This window comes from Streptococcus fryi, from assembly GCF_053206505.1.
Genome location: NZ_JBRUGW010000012.1, coordinates 1 through 19,856 on the forward strand (window position 1 = coordinate 1; position 19,856 = coordinate 19,856).

The following is a 19,856-nucleotide window of genomic DNA, read 5'->3' on the forward strand; positions in this document are numbered from 1 at the left end:
TCCATATGAGTCTTTCTAATGATGGTTTGCTTGCTTTTCATTATAGGTCATATGGGACTTTTTGATACTCAAAAGGCCCTATAATCTCTATGGTGGAGTTACCCACTACAGAAATTATAGAGCCTTTTTAATTATTCTTTTTGACTTTTAAGTCATGTGAACTGAAGTCAGATGAGCTTGTCTAAATATTTGCTAAGGCGTCTTCTATTTGGCTTAAAATCATAGTAAGGTGATTTTTATCATTAACAAAATCGAGGTTTGTTCCATCGATTTTAAGTTTAGGACTCTTATCATAATTTTCAAACCATTTTGGATAAGCTGCATGCACCTGTTTGTAGTAGGCTAAGAGTTCAGGGTTATTTTCCACTTGTTCATAATCTCTACCACGATCTTTAATACGCTTAAGCATAGTGTCAAAGTCAACATCAATGTAGATCAATAAATCTGGAGCTTTTTTGGGCATTCCTTCAAGCTCTTCTAGCATGTTTTCTAATAGCTCATGATAGACATCATGTTCTTGTTTAGTGACGTTTCCATTTTGATAATTAATATCTAAAAACAAAGCATCTTCAAAAATTGATCTATCAAGAATATTATTGTTATGTGTATAGGCTTCTTTAATACTTTTAAAGCGCTTGTTCAAAAAATAGATTTGTAATAAGAAAGCATATTTTTCAGGATTATTATAATATAAATCCAAGACAGGATTGTCGTCTACTGATTCATAGAAGACTGATGTTCCAAAATGTGCTCCAAGAGCTTCAGCGAGAGAAGATTTTCCTGCACCTATTGTACCAGCTAATACTATCAAAATAAAGCATTCCTCAACTTTCTAAAGGTCAACTCCTCAAATGTCATATGTTTAAATAGAATGTTAAACGTTCCTCACTCTTTTGGGAAACTCCATAAGTGATTGGAAGTAAACTATGTTTGATGAGAAGACATGTGGTTAACTATGCCGTTTTGTATATTCTACGGCAACTATATTGTAGTACTAAATTTGTTTATCGTCAATGCTTCTTTTTAGGCTATCATTTCATATTAGTCTATGATTAGGAATAGTTAAAAGCGTTGGTTAGAAAAGTAATCTAAAATTGTATTCTTGAGATAAGTTTTCAAGTGACTGACTTTATCTTTCTTTAATGAAGTGAGAACGACTTCCCATTTTGGACGTTCAGCTAGTTTAATTTCAACAAGACCTTCCATGTTAGCAAACTGGGTGATAGGTCTAGGTAAAATCGTTACATAAGATGAATAGCGGGTACTGTTTAGTAAAAAGTCCCAAGAAGCTGAGTAAACCTTGATAGTAGGACATATTCTTGCTTGTGTAAAAAGATTTTTTAGCTGGTGATTGATCATAAATGACTTATCAAAGGTGACTAAATTTTCACGATGCAAGTCCTGAAGAGAGAGATTTTTATTGCTATTGAATTTTTCTTTAAATGTTTCCTCACTCATATATAAGCAGAGTTGGTCGCGTAATAAAATATCTATATCAGCAATGCTCGAATCCAAGGAAGTAGGTGTTAAGAGGATAGCAAAATCGACTTCGTTTAAAATTAGTTTATTTTGAAGATCATAAGCACCTATCTCGATGATGTTAAATTTGACATCAGGATTTTCTTCGATAAGCTTTGGGATGAGTTCAGAGAAGATAACACCGGAAATGAGTTGAGGAATGCCGATAGTGATTTCTCCTTTATATTTACGCGATTCGTTACGTAAGTCAGCCATCAGTTGCTCATGGGCAGAAATGACTGATTTAGCATTTTCATAAAAACGCTCGCCTACCGAAGTCAGGCCTGTCAGACGTCCCTTTTCCCTTGTAAACAAGACAACATTCTCGTCTTGCTCCATGGATTTGATATAGCTACTTAATGCAGGTTGGGAGATATGTCTTTTTTGAGCAGCTTTTGTTAGGTTAAAATCACAGTTAACGATTTCTATAAAATAAATAAGATTTGAAAGCTTCATAGTTCCTCGTATAGTATAATAAATTTCTATATCATATATAAAAAAATCATATTTGTTTTTTATGGAATTCATTATACAATAAAACTGTAAGCGTTTCAATATCAAATCAATTTATTTTTAAATAAGGAGAAAAAAATGACAAAAGAAGTTGTTATCACAGCAGCCTATAGAACTCCAATTGGTAATTTTGGAGGAGCTTTTAAAAACGTATCAGCAGTTGATTTAGGAGTGACAGTTGTTAAAAAAATATTAGAAGAAACTAAAGTCCCTAAAGAAGCGATTGATGAAGTTATTTTTGGTAATGTCCTTCATGCAGGTCTTGGTCAGAATGTCGCTCGTCAGATTAGTATTAACTCAGGTCTACCACAAGAAGTACCAGCATTTACGATTGATATGGTATGTGGTTCTGGGCTAAAAACAGTAGAGCTTGGTGCTCAAAAAATTCAATCAGGTAATGCTGATATTGTTTTAGTTGGTGGTGCAGAAAATATGAGTCAAGCGGCATATGTGCTGCAAAATCAACGATGGGGTTCTCGTATGGGGGATACCAAAGTTGTGGACACTATGATTAGAGATGGTCTAAGTGATGCCTTTGCTGGCTATCATATGGGGATTACGGCAGAAAACATTGCAAGCAAGTATAACCTTAGCAGAGAAGAACAAGATGCTTTTGCGGCAAATAGTCAACAAAAAGCTCAAAAAGCTATCGAAGAAAATAAATTCAAAGAAGAAATTGTGCCAGTTTATGTACCACAGCGAAAAGGTGAACCTATTGTTGTGGATGCTGATGAATACCCAAAACTTGATACAACAGTTGAAAAACTTGCTAAATTAAGACCTGCATTTGTCAAAGAAAATGGAACCGTGACAGCTGGTAATGCTTCTGGTATCAATGATGGTGCAGCAGTGATTTTATTGATGAGCAGAGAAAAAGCAGAAGAACTTGGTTTGAACATCATAGCTTCAGTTGTTAGCTTTGCCAGTGCAGGTGTTGATCCAAGTATTATGGGGTGTGGTCCAATTCCTGCAACTCAAAAAGCTTTGGCAAAAGCGAATTTGACGATGTCAGATTTGGATTTGATTGAGGCTAATGAAGCTTTTGCGGCACAAGCTTTAGCAGTTGCAAGAGATTTAGGATTTGATGATGACAAAGTAAATGTCAATGGTGGTGCGATTGCTTTAGGACATCCAATAGGAGCATCTGGTGCACGTATCCTTGTAACTCTATTATCTGAAATGACTAAGCGCCATAGCACATATGGATTAGCGACATTATGTATCGGTGGTGGACAAGGACAAAGCCTTATCGTGAAGAGACAGGAGGAAGAATAAAATGAAGACAAATAAGTTGATTTCAATTGCTGAGGCTGTTGCTCAGATTCATGACGGTGCTACCATCATGGTCGGTGGTTTTATGACCAACGGTACCCCAGAAGCGCTAATTGATGCTCTTGTTGAAAAAGGTGTCAAAAATCTGACGCTCATCTGTAACGATGCCGGCTTTATCGATAAAGGTGTTGGTAAGATGGTTGCAGGTCACCAATTTAAGAAAATCTATGCGTCACATATTGGCTTAAATAAGGAAGCAGGTCGTCAAATGACAGCTGGTGAAACCGAAATTGAGTTGATTCCTCAAGGGACATTAGCAGAGCGCATTCGTATTGGTGCTTATGGTATCGGAGGTTTTTACACCCCAACTGGTGTAGGTACCCTAGTTGAAGAAGGTAAAGAAAAGAAAGTCATTGATGGTGTAACCTATCTTTTGGAATATCCTTTGAAAGCAGACTTCGCCTTGATTTTTGCTAATAAAGCAGATGAACTCGGAAATTTACAGTATAGCGGTTCTGAAAATAATTTTAACCACATTATGGCAGCTTGTGCAGATACTACCATCGTTCAAGCGAGAGAAATAGTACCTGTTGGTAGTTTGCAAGCAGAGTTTATTCATACCCCGCATATCTTTGTTGATTATCTTGTTAAAGAGGAGGCGTAATCATGGCTATTGAATTGAGTAAAGAAGAAGTTCAAAATAGAATTGCACAGCGCGTGGCTCAGGAATTGGAAGATGGGACATTAGTTAATTTGGGTATTGGTTTACCTACCAAAGTAGCTAATTTTGTTCCAGATGATATTATGGTTTATTTCCAATCAGAAAATGGTTTTGTAGGTTTGGGACCTAAGTCTGATGATACTGAATCAACGATTGTCAATGCTGGTGGCCAACCAGTGACTGTTTACCCAGGTGCAGCTTTCTTTAATAGTGCTGATTCATTTGGGATTATAAGAGGTGGTCATGTTGCCTTAACTGTTTTGGGTGCTTTGGAAGTGGCAGAAAATGGAGATATCGCCAACTATTTGATACCAGGAAAAATGGTTCCTGGTATGGGTGGAGCAATGGATTTGTTGGTTGGTGCTAAAAAAGTTATTGTAGCGATGGAACATACCAATAAAGGACGTCATAAAATTTTACCTAAATGTAGCTTACCTTTGACAGCTAAAGGTGTTGTTGATTTAATCATCACAGAAATGGGTGTCTTTAAAGTAACTGAAGAAGGAATCAAGGTTCTAGAAATCAGCGAAGGCTTCACTTTTGAGGAAGTTCAAGAAGCTACTGGTGTTCCTCTTATTCAATTGTGATATGATGAGCTAAATATGTCTAATAAAAGGTGATGCTAACATTAAAAATATAATCATCATTAGTTAACAAAATAGTACCTTTAGGCTGAGACTAAGGTCCTTGCCTAAAGGTATTTTTTCAACAAATAGATAAACTAGTTGTAAAGTTTCTAGTGAAAAGTAAAAAAATTTTTCAGGATATAGTAAATAGGAAGAAATCATTGCAAGTGAGCTAGAAACGGTTGATTCTACGGATTTTGCATGGAAAAGTCTATTCTTGTATGGTATAATTTAAGTTATATTGGGCATTTTAAAATGCTAGAAGGAGGTAGTGAAAATGGCAAATGCAACCTTAGAAGTAATGCAAGATATTGAATTTGCAGCGACATCTGTGTTAGCAGAGTATGATGATAAGATTGCAAAACTTCGTTCTCAATTGCAAGCCGAGTTAGATCGCAAGGTAAGGTCATATGAAGATGGCACGAACAGACAAGTTCAAGAGCTATCTGAAAAAGGACAACAGCACTTGGCAGATCTAAAAGAAGCTTTGGCTCTGACGATTAAGGAAAATGATGCTAAGGTTAGACGTGCCTTGACGGATAAGAAAGATGATTTGGTTCAGCAAATTGTAGACAAGGTGGTAGCACAATATGGCAATTAGTCAAATGCGAAAACTGGCTCTTGTCTTTCCGAAAGATGCTTCGGATGATGTATTGCTTAGTTTGCAGAAAACACATGGTGTTGAAATCCGCCATTTGACAGAAATGCCAGATTGGCAAACAGCTTTAGCTAGTGATGCAGTCCAGTCAGTAGGCTTATCCACAGAAGACCTATCTGACATGCAGGCTTATCAGAAGGAACTTGAGACTGTCATTAAGCAGTTGCAAAGGCATTTACCTACTCAAAGTATGTTTAAACGCTTGAAAACGCCTAAACAAAGTTTATCTTTTGAAGAGTTAGAGTTTTTTGGAGAGCATGGGCAGGGGCATGTCACTTTAACAAATGTTAGAGAGCGATTACAAACTTTAGAACGTTTGGAAGAGCAGATAGCGGATATTAATGATAAGATTGACAGCTTATTACCTTGGCAAACGCTAGAGCTTATACCTAATCAGTTAAAGACCTTTTCTCATATCAAAGCTCTTGTTGGTACAATTCCTAGTTCCAATGAAGATCGTTTTTTCAAGGCAATGCAGTCTAATCCAGACCTCGCGTTTGAGAAAATCTATAATACAGAATCAGAGTATGGTTTGGTTGTCTTTGCTTCGAGTGAGATTGTTGATTTGGAAGGTTATTTGTCTGAAACCTATGAGTTTAAGCGTTTGACTTATACTCAGTCAGTTCCGCCAGCTACTTATTTGAAGGACCTACTTGCTCAACAGGAAACTTTTGATGTTAATAGGCGTGCGCTTTTGAAAGACTTATCGCAAAGTTTTGAAGGTTTAGAGGCTTTACAATTGCAATTAGACTATCACTTGAATCATCAAGCACGTCAAATGACTAAGGAGCAATTGCTTAGCACTGCCAATCTGACAGCCTTAGAAGGTTGGGTACAGAGTGATGATGTTAGCCATCTTGAACAGCAATTGCAAAAGGATTTAGGTAATCAGGTTTTCATTAGACTTATGGATGTTGAAGAAGAGGATTGGGACGATGTTCCTATCCAATTGAAGAACAACGCCTTTGTGGCACCTTTCGAGTTGGTTACAGAAATGTATGCTCTACCTAAATATTATGAAAAAGACCCAACACCGTTTTTAGCACCCTTCTATTTCACTTTCTTTGGGATGATGGTTGCTGACTTGGGATATGGCTTAGTCTTGTTCTTAGCTACTTTAGTGGCTTTGAAAGCATTCCATTTAGACAAGGCTAGTGAGCGGTTTATCAAGTTCTTTAACTTGCTGGGGATTTCGGTCTCTTTATGGGGTCTCATTTATGGGTCATTCTTTGGCTATAATTTACCGTTCCACCTGTTAAGCACAACCAATGATGTGTTAGCTATTTTAGGCTTGTCAGTGGTATTTGGTTTTATCACTCTGATTTTTGGTCTCATTTTGGGTGGTTTACAGCACATCAGGATGAAAGCCTATGCTCAAGCCTACCATTCAGGCTTTGCTTGGGTGATGATTTTGTCAGGAATAGCCCTTTTAGCTGTTGGAAAAATACTACCAGATATGGCTATTTTAGCAACGATTGGTTCTAGTTTGGCTATTATCAATGCTCTGGGTATTTTAGTTGTCTCAGTCATTGAAAGTAAAGGGTTAGGCGGGTTAGGTTCAGGTCTCTTTAATCTGTATAATATTAGTTCCTATGCTGGAGACCTAGTTAGTTTCACACGTTTGATGGCTTTGGGCTTATCGGGAGCAAGTATTGGTTCAGCCTTTAATTTGATTGTCGATATTTTCCCGATTTGGGCAAAATTTTCGATTGGCATCTTGGTATTTATTATACTACATGCCGTCAATTTATTTCTATCACTGTTGTCAGGTTATGTGCATGGTGCACGTCTGATGTTTGTTGAGTTTTTTGGTAAGTTTTACGAGGGTGGCGGTCGTGCCTTTAACCCTTTGAAGCCTGCTGAGAAATACGTTACTATAAAAAAAGAAGTTCATTTGGAGGACAAATAAAATGGAACAGTTATCATCTTACTTTTCAACTCATGGGGGAGTTTTCTTCGCTGCTTTAGCTATCGTTTGTGCGGTAGCCTTTAGTGGTATGGGGTCAGCCCTTGGTGTTGGTAAAGCAGGTCAATCTGCAGCAGCTCTTTTAAAAGAGCAACCTGAAAAATTTGCTCAAGCACTTATCTTAGAATTGCTGCCAGGTACACAAGGACTTTATGGTTTTGTTATTGGTATGTTGATTTGGCTTAATTTAACACCAGATATGTCAGTGGAAAAAGGATTAGCTTATTTATTTACTTCTCTTCCAATTGCGATTGTCGGCTATTTCTCAGCCAAACATCAAGGAAATGTAGCAGTAGCAGGTATGCAAATCTTAGCGAAACGCCCTGAAGACTTTATGAAGGGTGCTATCTTAGCAGCCATGGTTGAGACATACGCTATCTTGGCATTCGTTGTGTCATTCCTTCTATTGACAAAAGTTGGTTAATGATTGCACGTCGCATGACGATTAAGGCGAGAAGAAGGAATTTGGTTCCTTTTGAAAGCTAATGAAGAATGTTAAATAAGGAGGCCACTGTGTCTGATATGGAACAATTAAAAGCCTCAGTCATTGCACATGCTCACGAGAAGGGACAAGCCCTTCTTGCTGAGGCTGAAGAACGTATAGCAACAGAATTTGCACTCAAGGAAAAACAGGTTCTGCAGGAAAAAGCAGCTTTGAGAGAGAAAAAGTTGCAAACGGTCAAGCGCCATTTGCAACGTGAAGAACAGCAACTTCAAAACCAAGAGAGACAGTCAACCTTGGTGACAAAAAATACTGTTTTAAAAGAATTATTTAGAGGTGCTCAAGAAAAGATGAGCTCTTGGGATGGTCAACAACAAGTTGCATTTTTATCTGCTATTCTTAACCGTTATGATAAGCAAGATATTCAAGTTCAAGTGGGTCAACTGACGAGAGAACTCTTGACACAGGCTGATTGGGATAAGTTATCTGCTGATTTTCCAAATGTCATATTTGCTGATGGGGGCATTCCAAATGAAGCAGGTATGATTATCTCTGACGGACAGGTTGATGATAATTTCTTATATAGTAGCCTTGTCCAGTCACTTTGGAGTAATGAAAGCCATCGTCTTGCTATGGCGATTTTCACTGAAGAATAGGAGGTTGTTATGGATACAAGCCTCTTCTCGCAAGTGAACACGGTACTAAGTGTCAGAGAAACAGAGCTTTTAGCTCCTACACTTTTTCAAAGTCTATTAGATGCTAAAGACCGTGAACAAATGGCGCAGTTATTACAAGGTAGCCCGTATGTGTTTAATTCTCAAGAATTAAGTCAATTAACTATTATCGAAGAACGTTTAATGAAAGAATTGATTAAGACGTACACCTGGGCTTTTGAACATAGCCCATATCCAGAGGTCGTTCAACTTTTTTCATTGAAATATACCTATCACAATCTCAAAGTCTTATTAAAAGCAAAAGCTCGTCAATCTGATTTGAAACACTTGTTAATTCCGATTGGTTATTATTCGCTTGAAGCTTTAGAACATGCTGTTTTAACACTTACTGATGAACAATGCCCAGCTGAAATGTTAGATGAAATCAGATCAACTTGGCATGAATACCAAGACTATAGGGATGTTCGAGTGATTGAAATCGGTATGGATTTTGCTTACTTTAAGCATTTGAAACGTTTGTTGCTCACGCTTGATGATGAGGTTTTTGAGCAATTAGTCAGCTTAAAAATTGATTTTTACAATCTGACAACGGTTAAAAGAGGTCTTGATCAAGATAAGCCGAGAAGTTTTATCTATCAGTTGGTTTCAGATGAGGGTCGTTTGACTGCCTCACAGTACATAGAGGTTTTGGAAGAGAAAAAACTATTATCATGGTTTAATCAGATCAATCCTGAGGTCTTTGATTTGGATTTGGCAAGTTATGAACATTCAATGTCAGAAGGAATATTATCAAGTCAGGATTTAGAGCGGTTAGAAAGCTTACTAATTTTCAAAGTCTTAGATAAAGGACGTTACGATGTTGACGGGCCAATTCCTCTTGCTCGTTATCTTTTTGGCAAGGAATTAGAAGTAAAAAATCTTCGTTTAATCTTGATTGGTCGAGATAACCAACTGACAGCAGAACAGATAGCAGAAAGGATGAGACCGATTTATGGACAATAAAACCTTTAAAATTGGCGTTGTTGGTAATCGTGATGCTATCCTGCCTTTCCAGATGATAGGTTTTCAAACCTTTCCTGTTAGTGAAACGCAAGAAACAATCAATACCTTGCGCCATTTGGCTAATAATGATTTTGGGATTATTTACTTGACAGAAGATATAGCTATGGCTATTCCAGAAACCTTAGCTTATTATGATAGTCAAGTGACGCCTGCTATTATCTTGATTCCAACACATAAGGGGCAGACAGGATTCGCCTTGAAGCGTTTGCAAGATAATGTTGAAAAAGCCGTTGGGCAAAATATTTTATAAGAATAATCAAACTAGCAAGTATTGCTATCGTTAAAAGAGTTTGAAGGAGTATCCCAAACTCGTCTATTATGTTAGGAGGAGTAACCTTGAAGCAAGGAAAAATTATTAAAGTTTCAGGTCCTTTAGTTGTTGCATCAGGAATGGAAGATGCCAATATCCAAGATATTTGCCGTGTGGGCAATCTTGGTCTGATTGGTGAAATTATTGAAATGCGTCGTGATGAGGCATCCATTCAGGTTTATGAAGAAACATCTGGTATTGCACCAGGAGAACCTGTTGTAACAACAGGTAGCCCATTGTCTGTTGAGTTAGGGCCTGGTTTGATTTCGCAGATGTTTGATGGTATTCAACGTCCTTTGGAGGCTTTCAAAGGCTTGACGCAAAGCGATTTTCTAATCCGTGGTGTTGATTTGCCAAATCTTGATCGTGAGGTGACATGGTCATTTAAACCACTCGTTTCCGTTGGTCAAGAGGTTGTAACTGGAGACATTATCGGTACGGTCCAAGAGACTCATGTTGTCGAACACCGTATCATGTTACCACACCCTATATCTGGTAAAGTGATTAGTATCCAAGAAGGTGACTTCGCCGTTGAAGAAGTGATTTATGAAATCGAACAAGCGGATGGTACAATCTATAAAGGAACAATGATGCAAAAATGGCCAGTGCGTAAGGCGCGCCCGTTTGCTCAAAAATTGATTCCCGTGGAGCCATTGGTGACTGGTCAGCGTGTTATTGATACCTTCTTCCCTGTGACAAAAGGTGGTGCTGCTGCGGTACCTGGCCCGTTTGGAGCTGGTAAAACAGTTGTTCAGCACCAAGTGGCTAAGTTCGCCAATGTTGATATTGTTATTTATGTTGGTTGTGGTGAACGTGGGAATGAGATGACGGACGTTCTGAATGAATTTCCTGAGTTGATTGACCCAGCGACAGGACAATCAATCATGCAACGTACGGTCTTGATTGCGAATACCTCAAACATGCCTGTAGCAGCCCGTGAGGCCTCTATCTATACAGGTATAACCATTGCGGAATATTTCCGTGATATGGGGTATAACGTTGCTATCATGGCTGACTCGACGTCACGTTGGGCGGAAGCATTGCGTGAAATGTCAGGTCGTTTGGAAGAAATGCCTGGTGACGAAGGGTATCCAGCTTACCTTGGTAGCCGTATTGCTGAGTACTATGAACGTGCCGGTCGTGTTAAGACCTTGGGTAGTGATGGTCGCGAAGGAACGATCACAGCAATCGGTGCCGTATCACCTCCAGGAGGAGATATCTCAGAACCGGTAACACAAAATACCTTGCGTATTGTTAAGGTGTTCTGGGGATTAGATGCGCCATTGGCACAACGTCGTCACTTCCCAGCTATTAACTGGTTGAGTTCCTACTCATTGTATGTAGATGAGATTGGTCAGTATATCAATGCTCGTGAAAAGGTAGAATGGGCAGAAAAAGTCACTAAGGCAATGAATATCTTGCAATTAGAAAGTGAATTGGAAGAAATTGTTCGTTTGGTTGGTATTGATTCGCTTTCTGAGAAAGACCGTCTCACACTAAACACGGCACGCCAGATTCGTGAAGACTATTTGCAACAAAATGCCTTTGATAGTGTGGATACATTCACATCTTTCCGTAAGCAAGTTGCTATGTTGTCAAATATTCTTCTCTTTGATGAAGAAGCTAATCGCGCTTTAGAGTTGGGTGCTTACTTAACTGAAATCATGGAGGGAACAGATGTTCTTCGTGACCGTATTGCCCGTAGCAAGTTCATCCCAGAAGAGCGTGTATCTGAAATAGAAGGTTTGGCAGAAGTGATAAAAGAGACTTTACATGACATTGTAGCAAAAGGAGGCATGACACATGAGCGTGATTAAAGAATATCGTACCGTTAGTGAAGTCGTTGGTCCTTTGATGATTGTTGACCAAGTTGAAGGTGTTCACTACAACGAGTTGGTTGAAATCAAATTGCACAATGGTGAAGTTCGTCAGGGTCAGGTCTTGGAAGTTCATGAAGACAAGGCTATGGTTCAGCTTTTTGAAGGTTCAACAGGTATCAACTTAGCAAAAGCTAAGGTAAGATTTACCGGTCGTCCATTGGAACTAGCTGTATCAGAAGACATGGTTGGTCGTATCTTTAACGGTATGGGTAAACCAATTGATGGCGGACCTGAGTTAATTCCTGAAAAATACTTGGACATTGATGGTCAAGCGATTAATCCTGTGGCGCGTGATTATCCAGATGAGTTTATCCAAACAGGGATTTCTGCCATTGATCATTTGAATACTTTAGTTCGTGGGCAAAAGTTACCTGTATTCTCAGGTTCAGGTCTGCCACATAAGGAATTGGCGGCACAGATTGCTCGTCAGGCAACTGTTTTGAACTCTGATGAAAACTTTGCCGTTGTTTTTGCGGCTATGGGGATTACATTTGAGGAAGCAGAATTCTTTATGAATGACTTGCGAGAGACAGGTGCTATTGATCGTTCTGTACTCTTTATCAATTTGGCTAATGACCCAGCGATTGAGCGTATTGCGACACCTCGTATTGCCTTGACGACTGCGGAGTATTTAGCTTATGAAAAAGACATGCACGTCTTGGTTATCATGACAGACATGACAAACTATTGTGAGGCCTTGCGTGAAGTATCAGCAGCACGTCGTGAAGTACCAGGTCGTCGTGGCTATCCAGGTTATCTTTATACAAACCTTTCAACGCTTTATGAGCGTGCGGGACGTTTGGTTGGTAAAAAAGGTTCGGTGACACAAATCCCAATTTTAACCATGCCTGAAGATGATATTACTCACCCAATTCCTGACTTGACAGGTTACATCACTGAGGGACAAATCATCCTATCTCGTGACCTTTACAATTCGGGTTATCGCCCACCGATTAACGTTTTACCATCTCTCTCGCGTTTGAAAGACAAGGGTTCAGGTGAAGGTAAAACCAGAGCTGACCATGCTGCAACGATGAACCAATTGTTTGCTGCTTACGCACAAGGTAAACAAGCTAAAGAATTAGCTGTTGTGCTTGGTGAATCGGCTTTATCAGCTACAGATAAGCTATACGTACAATTTACGAATCGTTTTGAAGAAGAATATATTAATCAAGGTTTCCAAACCAATCGTACAATCCAAGAAAGTTTGGATCTTGGTTGGGAATTGCTATCTATTCTCCCACGTACAGAGCTTAAGCGTATCAAAGATGAGATGATTGACCAATATTTGCCTAAAAAGGATAATTAGTTAATCGCTCATCATCAAATGGCATGGATATGATGTACCATTTGATCAATCGATCTTATTAAAGGAGTTTAGTATGGCACGATTGAATGTCAAACCCACCCGAATGGAATTGAGTAAGCTCAAAGACCGTTTAAAAACAGCGACACGTGGCCATAAATTATTGAAAGATAAGCGTGACGAATTGATGCGTCGATTCATTGATTTTGTCCGTGAAAATAATCGCCTCAGACAAGAGGTTGAACAAAGTTTATCAGCAAATATGAGAGACTTTGTTATGGCAAAATCTCTAGAGCATGATGCTATGGTGCAGGAGATTTTTGCGGTACCAACAAAAGAGGTTAAACTCTTTATTGAACAGGAAAACATCATGAGTGTTAATGTTCCAAAGATGCATACGACTATCGAAAATCCTTATGGCACTGATGAAGGTGATGTCGTTTATAGTTATCTATCGTCTAACAGTCAGATGGACCATACAATCAATAGTATGTCAGGACTTTTAGATAAACTTTTGCGTCTTGCTGAGCTTGAAAAGACCTGTCAGCTGATGGCAGATGAAATTGAAAAAACACGTCGTCGTGTTAATGGTTTGGAATACCTTACCATTCCACAACTAAAAGAAACCATTCATTATATCGAAATGAAGCTAGAAGAAGCGGAAAGAGCTAATCTTGTTCGTATCATGAAGGTGAAGGATAAATAATTTAAAAAGACCTTGCGTTTGAGATGCAAGGTCTTTTGATGATGTTTTGTAAAGTCTACTGAGACGAACGTGTTTAAAAATGCAAGCCCATGATTGGTAGGATAAAGCTACTCAAAGGGTAGGCTAAAATGAGTAAAGCAGATAGGAATAGGTTATAGTAATCTTTTTCTTTTGTAGCTATCGGTAAACTGATGAGACAGAGCATGGGAATAAGGGTTTTGGTAGCTAGGTTGGTAGTCACCAAGGTTTCTCCTTTATAACCTTGTAAGATACTTGGTGAAGTCAGTACAACGATGAACCAAGTCAAGAAACCAAAATAAATGAGGTAGTGATAGTATCTTTTTAATGCAATCATGATTAGCTCCTTTCGTTAACCAGTGATGAACCAACGTATGGTGAAAGTTATTGGGAAAGCGAACATGAGGACCAAACTAGCTAGACTGGCATAGGGTTGACGACGAATCAGTGTCAAAAAGAAGAACCCTAGTCCAAGTTTTGGAATGATTGTCATAATGATAAATGTCGAAAAAGGTAAGTTTGTTACTTTATTGAGATTCAGAAAATCATCTGGTGAGACAAAAGCAAAGACCCATAGGGCAAATGTTGCACAGATAAGATAAGAATAGATGTTGTTAAACTGTTTTTGTGATGTCATGGTTATCTCCTTTCAAAGTTTGCTTGCATAAATAAGTGATGCAGTGATAACTATTGTTTGTTTTTCTATCCTCCTTTTGCAATTGATTTTGTCAATCTCCTTACCCTCATTGTACTACCAGTTCCCCATGAAATGCAAGTAAAAACAGAGTTATCAATGGATTAGGCTTATCAGTTGTTTTAATTTTTGCTATAATGGAAACATGATTATATTAAGTGGAAACAAGATTGAACGCTCCTTTTCAGGAGATGTCTTATTTGAAAATATTACCCTTCAGGTTGACGAGAGAGATAGGATTGCCCTTGTGGGCCGTAATGGTGCGGGGAAATCAACCCTCCTCAAAATTTTGGTTGGTGAGGAGCAACCAACGAGTGGTGAGGTGACGACCAAAAAAGACCTATCCCTATCTTATCTGTCACAGGATAGCCGTTTTACTTCAGAAAACACGATTTATGATGAAATGTTGCATGTTTTTGATAGCTTGCGTCAAGATGAAAAACGCCTTCGTGAAATGGAATTAGTGATGGCAGACCTATCTGGAACAGACTTTGAAAAATTGATGTCTGATTATGATAGATTGTCAGAAGATTTTAGGCAACGTGGCGGATTTACCTATGAACGTGATATCAAGGCGATTTTAAATGGTTTTCAATTTGACCAATCCATGTGGGATATGCGTATTTCTGAGCTTTCAGGCGGACAAAATACACGCCTTGCTCTGGCTAAGATGTTACTTGAAAAGCCTGAATTGCTAGTGCTTGATGAGCCGACCAACCATTTGGATATCGAGACGATTGCATGGTTGGAAAATTACTTGTCTAATTATCAAGGGGCACTTATCATCGTTAGCCATGACCGCTATTTTTTAGACAAGGTGGCAACCGTCACGATGGATTTGAACCCCAACCGTTTAGATAGGTACGTTGGCAACTATTCAAGTTTTATGGAGCAAAAGGCACAAAAATTAGCGTCCGAAGAAAAACTTTATGAAAAGCAAGAAAAAGAAATTGCCAAGTTAGAGGATTTCGTTCGTCGCAATATTGTTCGTGCTTCAACCACCAAACGTGCACAAGCTAGACGCAAACAGTTGGAAAAGATAGAGCGTTTAGATAAGCCAAGTAGCCAAAGTAAGTCAGCTAATATGACCTTTAGGATAGACAAGCCTTCTGGCAATGTCGTTTTGACAGGACATGGTTTAGCTATTGGGTATGATTATCAGGTCTTGTCTGAACCGATTGACTTGGAGTTAAACAAGTTAGATGCTGTGGCGATTGTGGGTCCAAATGGTATTGGTAAGTCAACGCTTATCAAAACTCTTGTCGGACAATTAGATCTTATTAAAGGCGAGATTAAGTTTGGGGCAAATGTTCAGACAGGCTACTATGATCAAACACAGTCTCATCTGACACGGACTAATACGGTACTTGATGAATTGTGGAATGCCTTTCCGACGACACCAGAGCTGGAGATTCGCAGTCGTCTAGGAGCTTTTCTCTTCTCGGGCGATGATGTCAAGAAGTCCGTTGCTATGTTATCAGGTGGCGAGCGTGCGAGACTGTTGTTGGCCAAATTATCCATGGAAAATAATAATTTCCTTGTACTTGATGAGCCAACCAACCACTTGGATATTGACAGTAAGGAAGTGCTAGAAGATGCCCTGTTAGATTTTGAGGGAACCCTCTTATTTGTCAGTCACGACCGTTACTTTATCAATCGTATTGCGACAAAAGTTATTGAGATTTCGGAAACAGGAAGTACCCTTTATCTCGGTGACTATGATTATTACCTGATCAAAAAGGCAGAATTGGAGAGCATGTTAGAGGAGACGCCTAATGATTTACCAGTAGTCCATTCAGCAGGTGCTCAAGACTATCAGGAACAAAAGAATACTCAAAAAGAACGTCGCAAATTAACGCGTCAATTAGAAGATATTGAAACACAATTAGAACAGATTGAAACGGCTATAGAAGAGCTGAATCAAGCCATGCTAGTCACTAATGATACTAGTGAACTCATGCGTTTGCAATCAGAACTTGAACGCTTGACATTGGAACAAGATGAGTTGATGCTTAGTTGGGAAGATATTTCAGAACAATTGGAAGCTTAGATTAGCTAAAGGCTTACCGTATAACACTTGTTTGGTATCTTTTTCAGAATATAATAAATAAGGTGTGATATAATAAATAAGGTGTGTAGTGAGAGCTCTCATGACTTGAACCAGCTGATAGTGTTGTAAATAAGGAGAACGATAAATGCCTAGAACAGAAGAAGTGATTTTAACCAATATGTGTTTGATTGAGGACAAGGACGGCAATGTGGTTGTCCAAATCCGCGACCCTAAACGCTATCGTTGGTCAGGAGCAGCCTTACCAGGTGGCCACATTGAAAAAGGTGAGAGTCTGCATGATGCTGTGGTACGTGAAGTTTTAGAGGAGACTGGTTTGACCATATCCTCACCTAAGTTGGTTGGTATGAAGCACTGGCAAACAGATGAAGGCATTCGTTACCTCGTCTTTCTCTACAAGACAAATCAATTTTCAGGTGAGTTGGTATCTAGTGATGAAGGTGAGGTTAAATGGGTTAAAAAGGCTGATTTGCCCCAAATGGAGCTTGCTTTTGACTTGCTTGCTTTACTAGAGGTTTTTGATAATGATGACCTGTCAGAGTTTTATTATGACAGACAGGCTGATGAGGATTGGACTAGGGTCTTTTATTAGGTGATGATTGAGTGAAATATGCTTTTGGAGTAGCTACCCAAGAAGAGTGGCAACTTTATCAGGAATTTTTAGCCAAGCATCAAGGGAAAATAATGGGGTTTATGCGTTTTTTAGCAGATGAGTATGCTGTGAGTGATTTCCCTGAGTATTTGGTTTTATCTAACTTTGAGATGGCAACACAGGTTTTTCGAGAGAGTGTTGTCCCAGCCTACACCAATGATACGAGGATGGTTATGACGCCTGACTTAAAGGTTTGGCAAACCCTTTATTTGGAACAACTCGCAATCTATGAGGAAAGTCCAGTTGTGTCAGAGCTTCGTGAGTACTATGAAAAGAACTTGTCGGATGATCATCTCTTACAGATTATCGGTCATGAGTTGGCGCATAATAGTGAATTGTTCCTAGATGATGCTTATGAAAAAGGCATTTGGTTTGAAGAAGGGATGGTAGAGTACATTAGCCGGCGTTATTTCTTAACACCAGAGTCTTTTGAGGCGGAAAAACAGGTCAATCAGCAGTTGATAGCCTTATTTGAAGAGGTTTATGGGACAGTTGATGTTGAGCAGTTTGGTCAGAGCACGTATGAGGAAAATATGGCAACTATCTTTGTTCATTATTGGAAAAGTGTGTTACTGATTGATGACCTAGTGACAAAATTGGGTAGTGTTAAGGCAGTCTTTGCGACTTATCATGCTTGGGTTAAAGCAGGTCAGAAACTTAGCTTGAGTGAATGGTTTGACCAATATAGTGACTTTTCTTAGTTAATTTTTGAGATGTAATTATTATTCATTCTATTTGCACGAGAATTAGTAATGAGTGATGCAATAGCAGCTATATTTTGAGCGATGTTTTAGGTTACAGTCGCTCTTTTTTTTGGTATAATGAAGTATTGATAATGGGGGATTTTGTCCTAGAATCTTTAAGTAAGACCTCCTGAGATAGAAAAGAACGGAAAGTAGATAAGATGGATTTACAAGCCTTAAAAAAACGTCAAGAGAAAATTAGAAATTTCTCGATTATTGCCCATATTGACCACGGAAAGTCAACCTTGGCAGACCGTATTTTAGAAAAGACAGAGACTGTCTCAAGTCGTGAAATGCAAGCTCAATTGCTTGATAGCATGGATTTGGAGAGAGAGCGTGGCATTACCATCAAGCTAAACGCGATTGAGTTGAGTTACACGGCTAAAGACGGAGAAGATTATATTTTCCACTTGATTGACACACCGGGGCACGTGGACTTTACTTATGAGGTGTCACGCTCCTTGGCTGCCTGTGAGGGCGCGATTTTGGTTGTTGATGCGGCACAAGGTATTGAGGCTCAAACCCTTGCCAATGTTTATTTGGCTTTGGACAATGATTTGGAAATTCTTCCTGTGATCAACAAGATTGATTTACCGGCAGCTGACCCTGAGCGTGTTCGTGCTGAGGTAGAAGATGTGATAGGTCTTGATGCCAGTGAAGCAGTTCTTGCTTCAGCTAAGGCTGGTATTGGTATTGAGGAAATCTTAGAGCAGATTGTTGAAAAGGTTCCTGCACCAACAGGTGATGTTGAATCACCTCTAAAAGCTTTGATTTTCGACTCTGTTTATGATCCTTATCGTGGTGTCATCTTACAGGTACGTGTCATGGATGGTTTGGTTCGTCCAGGTGATAAGATACAGATGATGAGTAATGGCAAGACCTTTGATGTGACGGAGGTTGGGATTTTTACACCAAAAGCTGTTGGGCGTGATTTCCTTGCCACCGGTGATGTTGGCTACATTGCAGCATCTATCAAAACAGTTGCTGACACTCGTGTCGGTGATACAGTCACCATAGCAACAAATCCAGCAGATGCCCCGCTTGATGGCTACAAGCAAATGAATCCAATGGTTTTTGCAGGGATTTACCCGATTGAGTCCAACAAATACAACGACTTGCGTGAATCTTTGGAAAAACTGCAATTAAACGATGCTAGTCTTCAGTTTGAGCCTGAAACTTCACAAGCCCTTGGTTTTGGTTTCCGTTGTGGTTTCTTGGGACTTTTACACATGGACGTTATTCAAGAACGTTTAGAGCGTGAATTTAACATTGACCTGATTATGACGGCACCATCGGTAGTCTATCATGTCAATACAACAGATGGTGATATGCTTGAAGTAGCCAATCCATCAGAATTTCCAGATCCAACCCGTGTGGCAAGCATTGAAGAGCCCTATGTGAAAGCACAAATCATGGTACCACAAGAGTATGTTGGTGCAGTGATGGAATTAGCGCAACGCAAACGTGGTGATTTTGTCACAATGGACTATATTGATGACAATCGCGTTAATGTGATTTATCAAATCCCACTAGCTGAAATTGTTTTTGACTTCTTTGATAAATTGAAATCATCGACACGTGGCTATGCTAGCTTTGATTATGAAATCTCAGAGTATCGCCAGTCGAAACTAGTGAAAATGGATATTCTTCTTAACGGAGATAAGGTTGATGCGCTTAGCTTTATCGTTCACAAGGACTTTGCTTATGAACGTGGTAAGATTATTGTTGAAAAATTGAAGAAAATCATTCCTCGTCAGCAATTTGAAGTACCAATTCAGGCGGCGATTGGTCATAAGATTGTGGCTCGTAGTGACATCAAGGCTCTTCGTAAGAACGTATTGGCCAAATGTTATGGTGGTGACGTCTCACGTAAACGTAAGTTGCTTGAAAAACAAAAAGCTGGTAAGAAACGTATGAAGGCTATCGGATCAGTTGAAGTCCCACAGGAAGCCTTCCTATCAGTGCTTAGCATGGATGAGGATGAGAAGAAGTAGGATTAATTGTTTAAGCCCTAGGAGGTCGAATTT

The 19,856-nt window shown here is 39.2% G+C and carries 20 protein-coding genes; 16 read left to right on the plus strand and 4 right to left on the minus strand.

The features are described 5' to 3' along the window. Nucleotides 1-181 precede the first annotated feature (181 nt). Both ACVRZH_RS04515 and ACVRZH_RS04520 read right to left on the minus strand, forming a co-directional pair. Entirely contained in the window at nucleotides 182-814 is a 633-nt protein-coding gene (locus tag ACVRZH_RS04515; protein ID WP_447454170.1) for a deoxynucleoside kinase, read from the minus strand. A 248-nt stretch (nucleotides 815-1,062) separates the two neighbouring features. Beyond that, a complete protein-coding gene (locus ACVRZH_RS04520; RefSeq protein ID WP_447454171.1) occupies nucleotides 1,063-1,974 on the minus strand; it encodes a LysR family transcriptional regulator in 912 nt (303 codons plus the stop codon). Nucleotides 1,975-2,109: 135 nt separating this feature from the next. Between ACVRZH_RS04520 and ACVRZH_RS04525 the strand changes: the two genes are divergently transcribed. The 12 genes from ACVRZH_RS04525 to ACVRZH_RS04580 all read left to right on the plus strand — a co-directional run bounded on the left by ACVRZH_RS04525 (nucleotide 2,110) and on the right by ACVRZH_RS04580 (nucleotide 13,654). Next, nucleotides 2,110-3,306 (plus strand): acetyl-CoA C-acetyltransferase, encoded by a 1,197-nt coding sequence (locus ACVRZH_RS04525; RefSeq protein WP_447454131.1) that lies wholly within the window; start codon nucleotides 2,110-2,112, stop codon nucleotides 3,304-3,306. Nucleotide 3,307: 1 nt separating this feature from the next. Then, nucleotides 3,308-3,967: a CoA transferase subunit A gene (locus ACVRZH_RS04530; RefSeq protein WP_447454132.1), complete on the plus strand. Its 660-nt coding sequence runs from the start codon at nucleotides 3,308-3,310 to the stop codon at nucleotides 3,965-3,967. Nucleotides 3,968-3,969: 2 nt separating this feature from the next. Then, the gene (locus ACVRZH_RS04535; RefSeq protein ID WP_447454133.1) at nucleotides 3,970-4,611 is read left to right on the plus strand and encodes a 3-oxoacid CoA-transferase subunit B; all 642 of its coding nucleotides are present in this window, start codon (nucleotides 3,970-3,972) and stop codon (nucleotides 4,609-4,611) included. 316 nt (nucleotides 4,612-4,927) lie between these two features. Then, complete coding sequence (locus ACVRZH_RS04540; RefSeq protein WP_447454134.1) at nucleotides 4,928-5,251, plus strand: hypothetical protein; 324 nt, start codon at nucleotides 4,928-4,930, stop codon at nucleotides 5,249-5,251. After that, a complete protein-coding gene (locus tag ACVRZH_RS04545) occupies nucleotides 5,241-7,217 on the plus strand; it encodes a V-type ATP synthase subunit I (protein WP_447454135.1) in 1,977 nt (658 codons plus the stop codon). The genes ACVRZH_RS04540 and ACVRZH_RS04545 overlap by 11 nt, the downstream gene beginning before the upstream one ends. A gap of 1 nt (nucleotide 7,218) precedes the next feature. Next, nucleotides 7,219-7,698 (plus strand): V-type ATP synthase subunit K, encoded by a 480-nt coding sequence (locus tag ACVRZH_RS04550; protein ID WP_447454136.1) that lies wholly within the window; start codon nucleotides 7,219-7,221, stop codon nucleotides 7,696-7,698. Between the two features lie 98 nt (nucleotides 7,699-7,796). Beyond that, nucleotides 7,797-8,372 carry a hypothetical protein gene (locus ACVRZH_RS04555; protein ID WP_447454172.1) on the plus strand — a complete coding sequence of 192 codons (576 nt, stop codon included), beginning with the start codon at nucleotides 7,797-7,799 and terminating at the stop codon, nucleotides 8,370-8,372. A 9-nt stretch (nucleotides 8,373-8,381) separates the two neighbouring features. Beyond that, nucleotides 8,382-9,392, plus strand: a complete 1,011-nt coding sequence (locus tag ACVRZH_RS04560) for a V-type ATPase subunit (RefSeq protein WP_447454137.1) — start codon at nucleotides 8,382-8,384, stop codon at nucleotides 9,390-9,392. After that, a complete protein-coding gene (locus ACVRZH_RS04565; RefSeq protein WP_447454138.1) occupies nucleotides 9,382-9,702 on the plus strand; it encodes a V-type ATP synthase subunit F in 321 nt (106 codons plus the stop codon). Before ACVRZH_RS04560 ends, ACVRZH_RS04565 begins: the two co-directional genes overlap by 11 nt. An 86-nt stretch (nucleotides 9,703-9,788) precedes the next feature. Next, on the plus strand, nucleotides 9,789-11,579 hold the full coding sequence (locus tag ACVRZH_RS04570; RefSeq protein ID WP_447454139.1) for a V-type ATP synthase subunit A: 1,791 nt from the start codon (nucleotides 9,789-9,791) through the stop codon (nucleotides 11,577-11,579). Continuing rightward, nucleotides 11,566-12,951, plus strand: a complete 1,386-nt coding sequence (locus ACVRZH_RS04575; protein ID WP_447454140.1) for a V-type ATP synthase subunit B — start codon at nucleotides 11,566-11,568, stop codon at nucleotides 12,949-12,951. The genes ACVRZH_RS04570 and ACVRZH_RS04575 overlap by 14 nt, the downstream gene beginning before the upstream one ends. 73 nt (nucleotides 12,952-13,024) lie before the next feature. Further along, nucleotides 13,025-13,654 carry a V-type ATP synthase subunit D gene (locus ACVRZH_RS04580; protein WP_447454141.1) on the plus strand — a complete coding sequence of 210 codons (630 nt, stop codon included), beginning with the start codon at nucleotides 13,025-13,027 and terminating at the stop codon, nucleotides 13,652-13,654. A 73-nt stretch (nucleotides 13,655-13,727) separates the two neighbouring features. On the opposite strand, the gene ACVRZH_RS04585 is transcribed toward ACVRZH_RS04580, so the two are convergent. Together ACVRZH_RS04585 and ACVRZH_RS04590 are read right to left on the minus strand one after the other, a co-directional pair. Next, on the minus strand, nucleotides 13,728-14,009 hold the full coding sequence (locus ACVRZH_RS04585; protein ID WP_447454142.1) for a hypothetical protein: 282 nt from the start codon (nucleotides 14,007-14,009) through the stop codon (nucleotides 13,728-13,730). Between the two features lie 15 nt (nucleotides 14,010-14,024). Then, nucleotides 14,025-14,309, minus strand: a complete 285-nt coding sequence (locus ACVRZH_RS04590) for a hypothetical protein (RefSeq protein ID WP_447454143.1) — start codon at nucleotides 14,307-14,309, stop codon at nucleotides 14,025-14,027. Between the two features lie 202 nt (nucleotides 14,310-14,511). Here ACVRZH_RS04590 and ACVRZH_RS04595 point away from each other — a divergent pair, with 202 nt between their 5' ends. From ACVRZH_RS04595 to lepA, 4 genes are all read left to right on the plus strand, one after another. Beyond that, a complete protein-coding gene (locus tag ACVRZH_RS04595) occupies nucleotides 14,512-16,416 on the plus strand; it encodes an ABC-F family ATP-binding cassette domain-containing protein (RefSeq protein WP_447454144.1) in 1,905 nt (634 codons plus the stop codon). A 145-nt stretch (nucleotides 16,417-16,561) separates the two neighbouring features. Further along, nucleotides 16,562-17,026, plus strand: coding sequence for an 8-oxo-dGTP diphosphatase (locus ACVRZH_RS04600; protein WP_447454145.1), 465 nt, complete (start codon nucleotides 16,562-16,564; stop codon nucleotides 17,024-17,026). 11 nt (nucleotides 17,027-17,037) lie between these two features. Continuing rightward, nucleotides 17,038-17,787 (plus strand): elongation factor Tu, encoded by a 750-nt coding sequence (locus ACVRZH_RS04605; protein WP_447454146.1) that lies wholly within the window; start codon nucleotides 17,038-17,040, stop codon nucleotides 17,785-17,787. Nucleotides 17,788-17,990: 203 nt separating this feature from the next. Beyond that, a complete protein-coding gene (lepA, locus tag ACVRZH_RS04610) occupies nucleotides 17,991-19,823 on the plus strand; it encodes a translation elongation factor 4 (RefSeq protein WP_447454147.1) in 1,833 nt (610 codons plus the stop codon). Nucleotides 19,824-19,856 lie beyond the last annotated feature (33 nt).

Coding starts and splice junctions, on each gene's coding strand:
- ACVRZH_RS04520 (WP_447454171.1), bottom strand. CDS start 1,974: ATGAAGCTTTCAAATCTTATTTATTTTATAGAAATCGTTAACTGTGAT.
- ACVRZH_RS04525 (WP_447454131.1), top strand. CDS start 2,110: ATGACAAAAGAAGTTGTTATCACAGCAGCCTATAGAACTCCAATTGGT.
- ACVRZH_RS04530 (WP_447454132.1), top strand. CDS start 3,308: ATGAAGACAAATAAGTTGATTTCAATTGCTGAGGCTGTTGCTCAGATT.
- ACVRZH_RS04535 (WP_447454133.1), top strand. CDS start 3,970: ATGGCTATTGAATTGAGTAAAGAAGAAGTTCAAAATAGAATTGCACAG.
- ACVRZH_RS04540 (WP_447454134.1), top strand. CDS start 4,928: ATGGCAAATGCAACCTTAGAAGTAATGCAAGATATTGAATTTGCAGCG.
- ACVRZH_RS04545 (WP_447454135.1), top strand. CDS start 5,241: ATGGCAATTAGTCAAATGCGAAAACTGGCTCTTGTCTTTCCGAAAGAT.
- ACVRZH_RS04550 (WP_447454136.1), top strand. CDS start 7,219: ATGGAACAGTTATCATCTTACTTTTCAACTCATGGGGGAGTTTTCTTC.
- ACVRZH_RS04555 (WP_447454172.1), top strand. CDS start 7,797: ATGGAACAATTAAAAGCCTCAGTCATTGCACATGCTCACGAGAAGGGA.
- ACVRZH_RS04560 (WP_447454137.1), top strand. CDS start 8,382: ATGGATACAAGCCTCTTCTCGCAAGTGAACACGGTACTAAGTGTCAGA.
- ACVRZH_RS04565 (WP_447454138.1), top strand. CDS start 9,382: ATGGACAATAAAACCTTTAAAATTGGCGTTGTTGGTAATCGTGATGCT.
- ACVRZH_RS04575 (WP_447454140.1), top strand. CDS start 11,566: ATGAGCGTGATTAAAGAATATCGTACCGTTAGTGAAGTCGTTGGTCCT.
- ACVRZH_RS04580 (WP_447454141.1), top strand. CDS start 13,025: ATGGCACGATTGAATGTCAAACCCACCCGAATGGAATTGAGTAAGCTC.
- ACVRZH_RS04585 (WP_447454142.1), bottom strand. CDS start 14,009: ATGATTGCATTAAAAAGATACTATCACTACCTCATTTATTTTGGTTTC.
- ACVRZH_RS04590 (WP_447454143.1), bottom strand. CDS start 14,309: ATGACATCACAAAAACAGTTTAACAACATCTATTCTTATCTTATCTGT.
- ACVRZH_RS04595 (WP_447454144.1), top strand. CDS start 14,512: ATGATTATATTAAGTGGAAACAAGATTGAACGCTCCTTTTCAGGAGAT.
- ACVRZH_RS04600 (WP_447454145.1), top strand. CDS start 16,562: ATGCCTAGAACAGAAGAAGTGATTTTAACCAATATGTGTTTGATTGAG.
- lepA (WP_447454147.1), top strand. CDS start 17,991: ATGGATTTACAAGCCTTAAAAAAACGTCAAGAGAAAATTAGAAATTTC.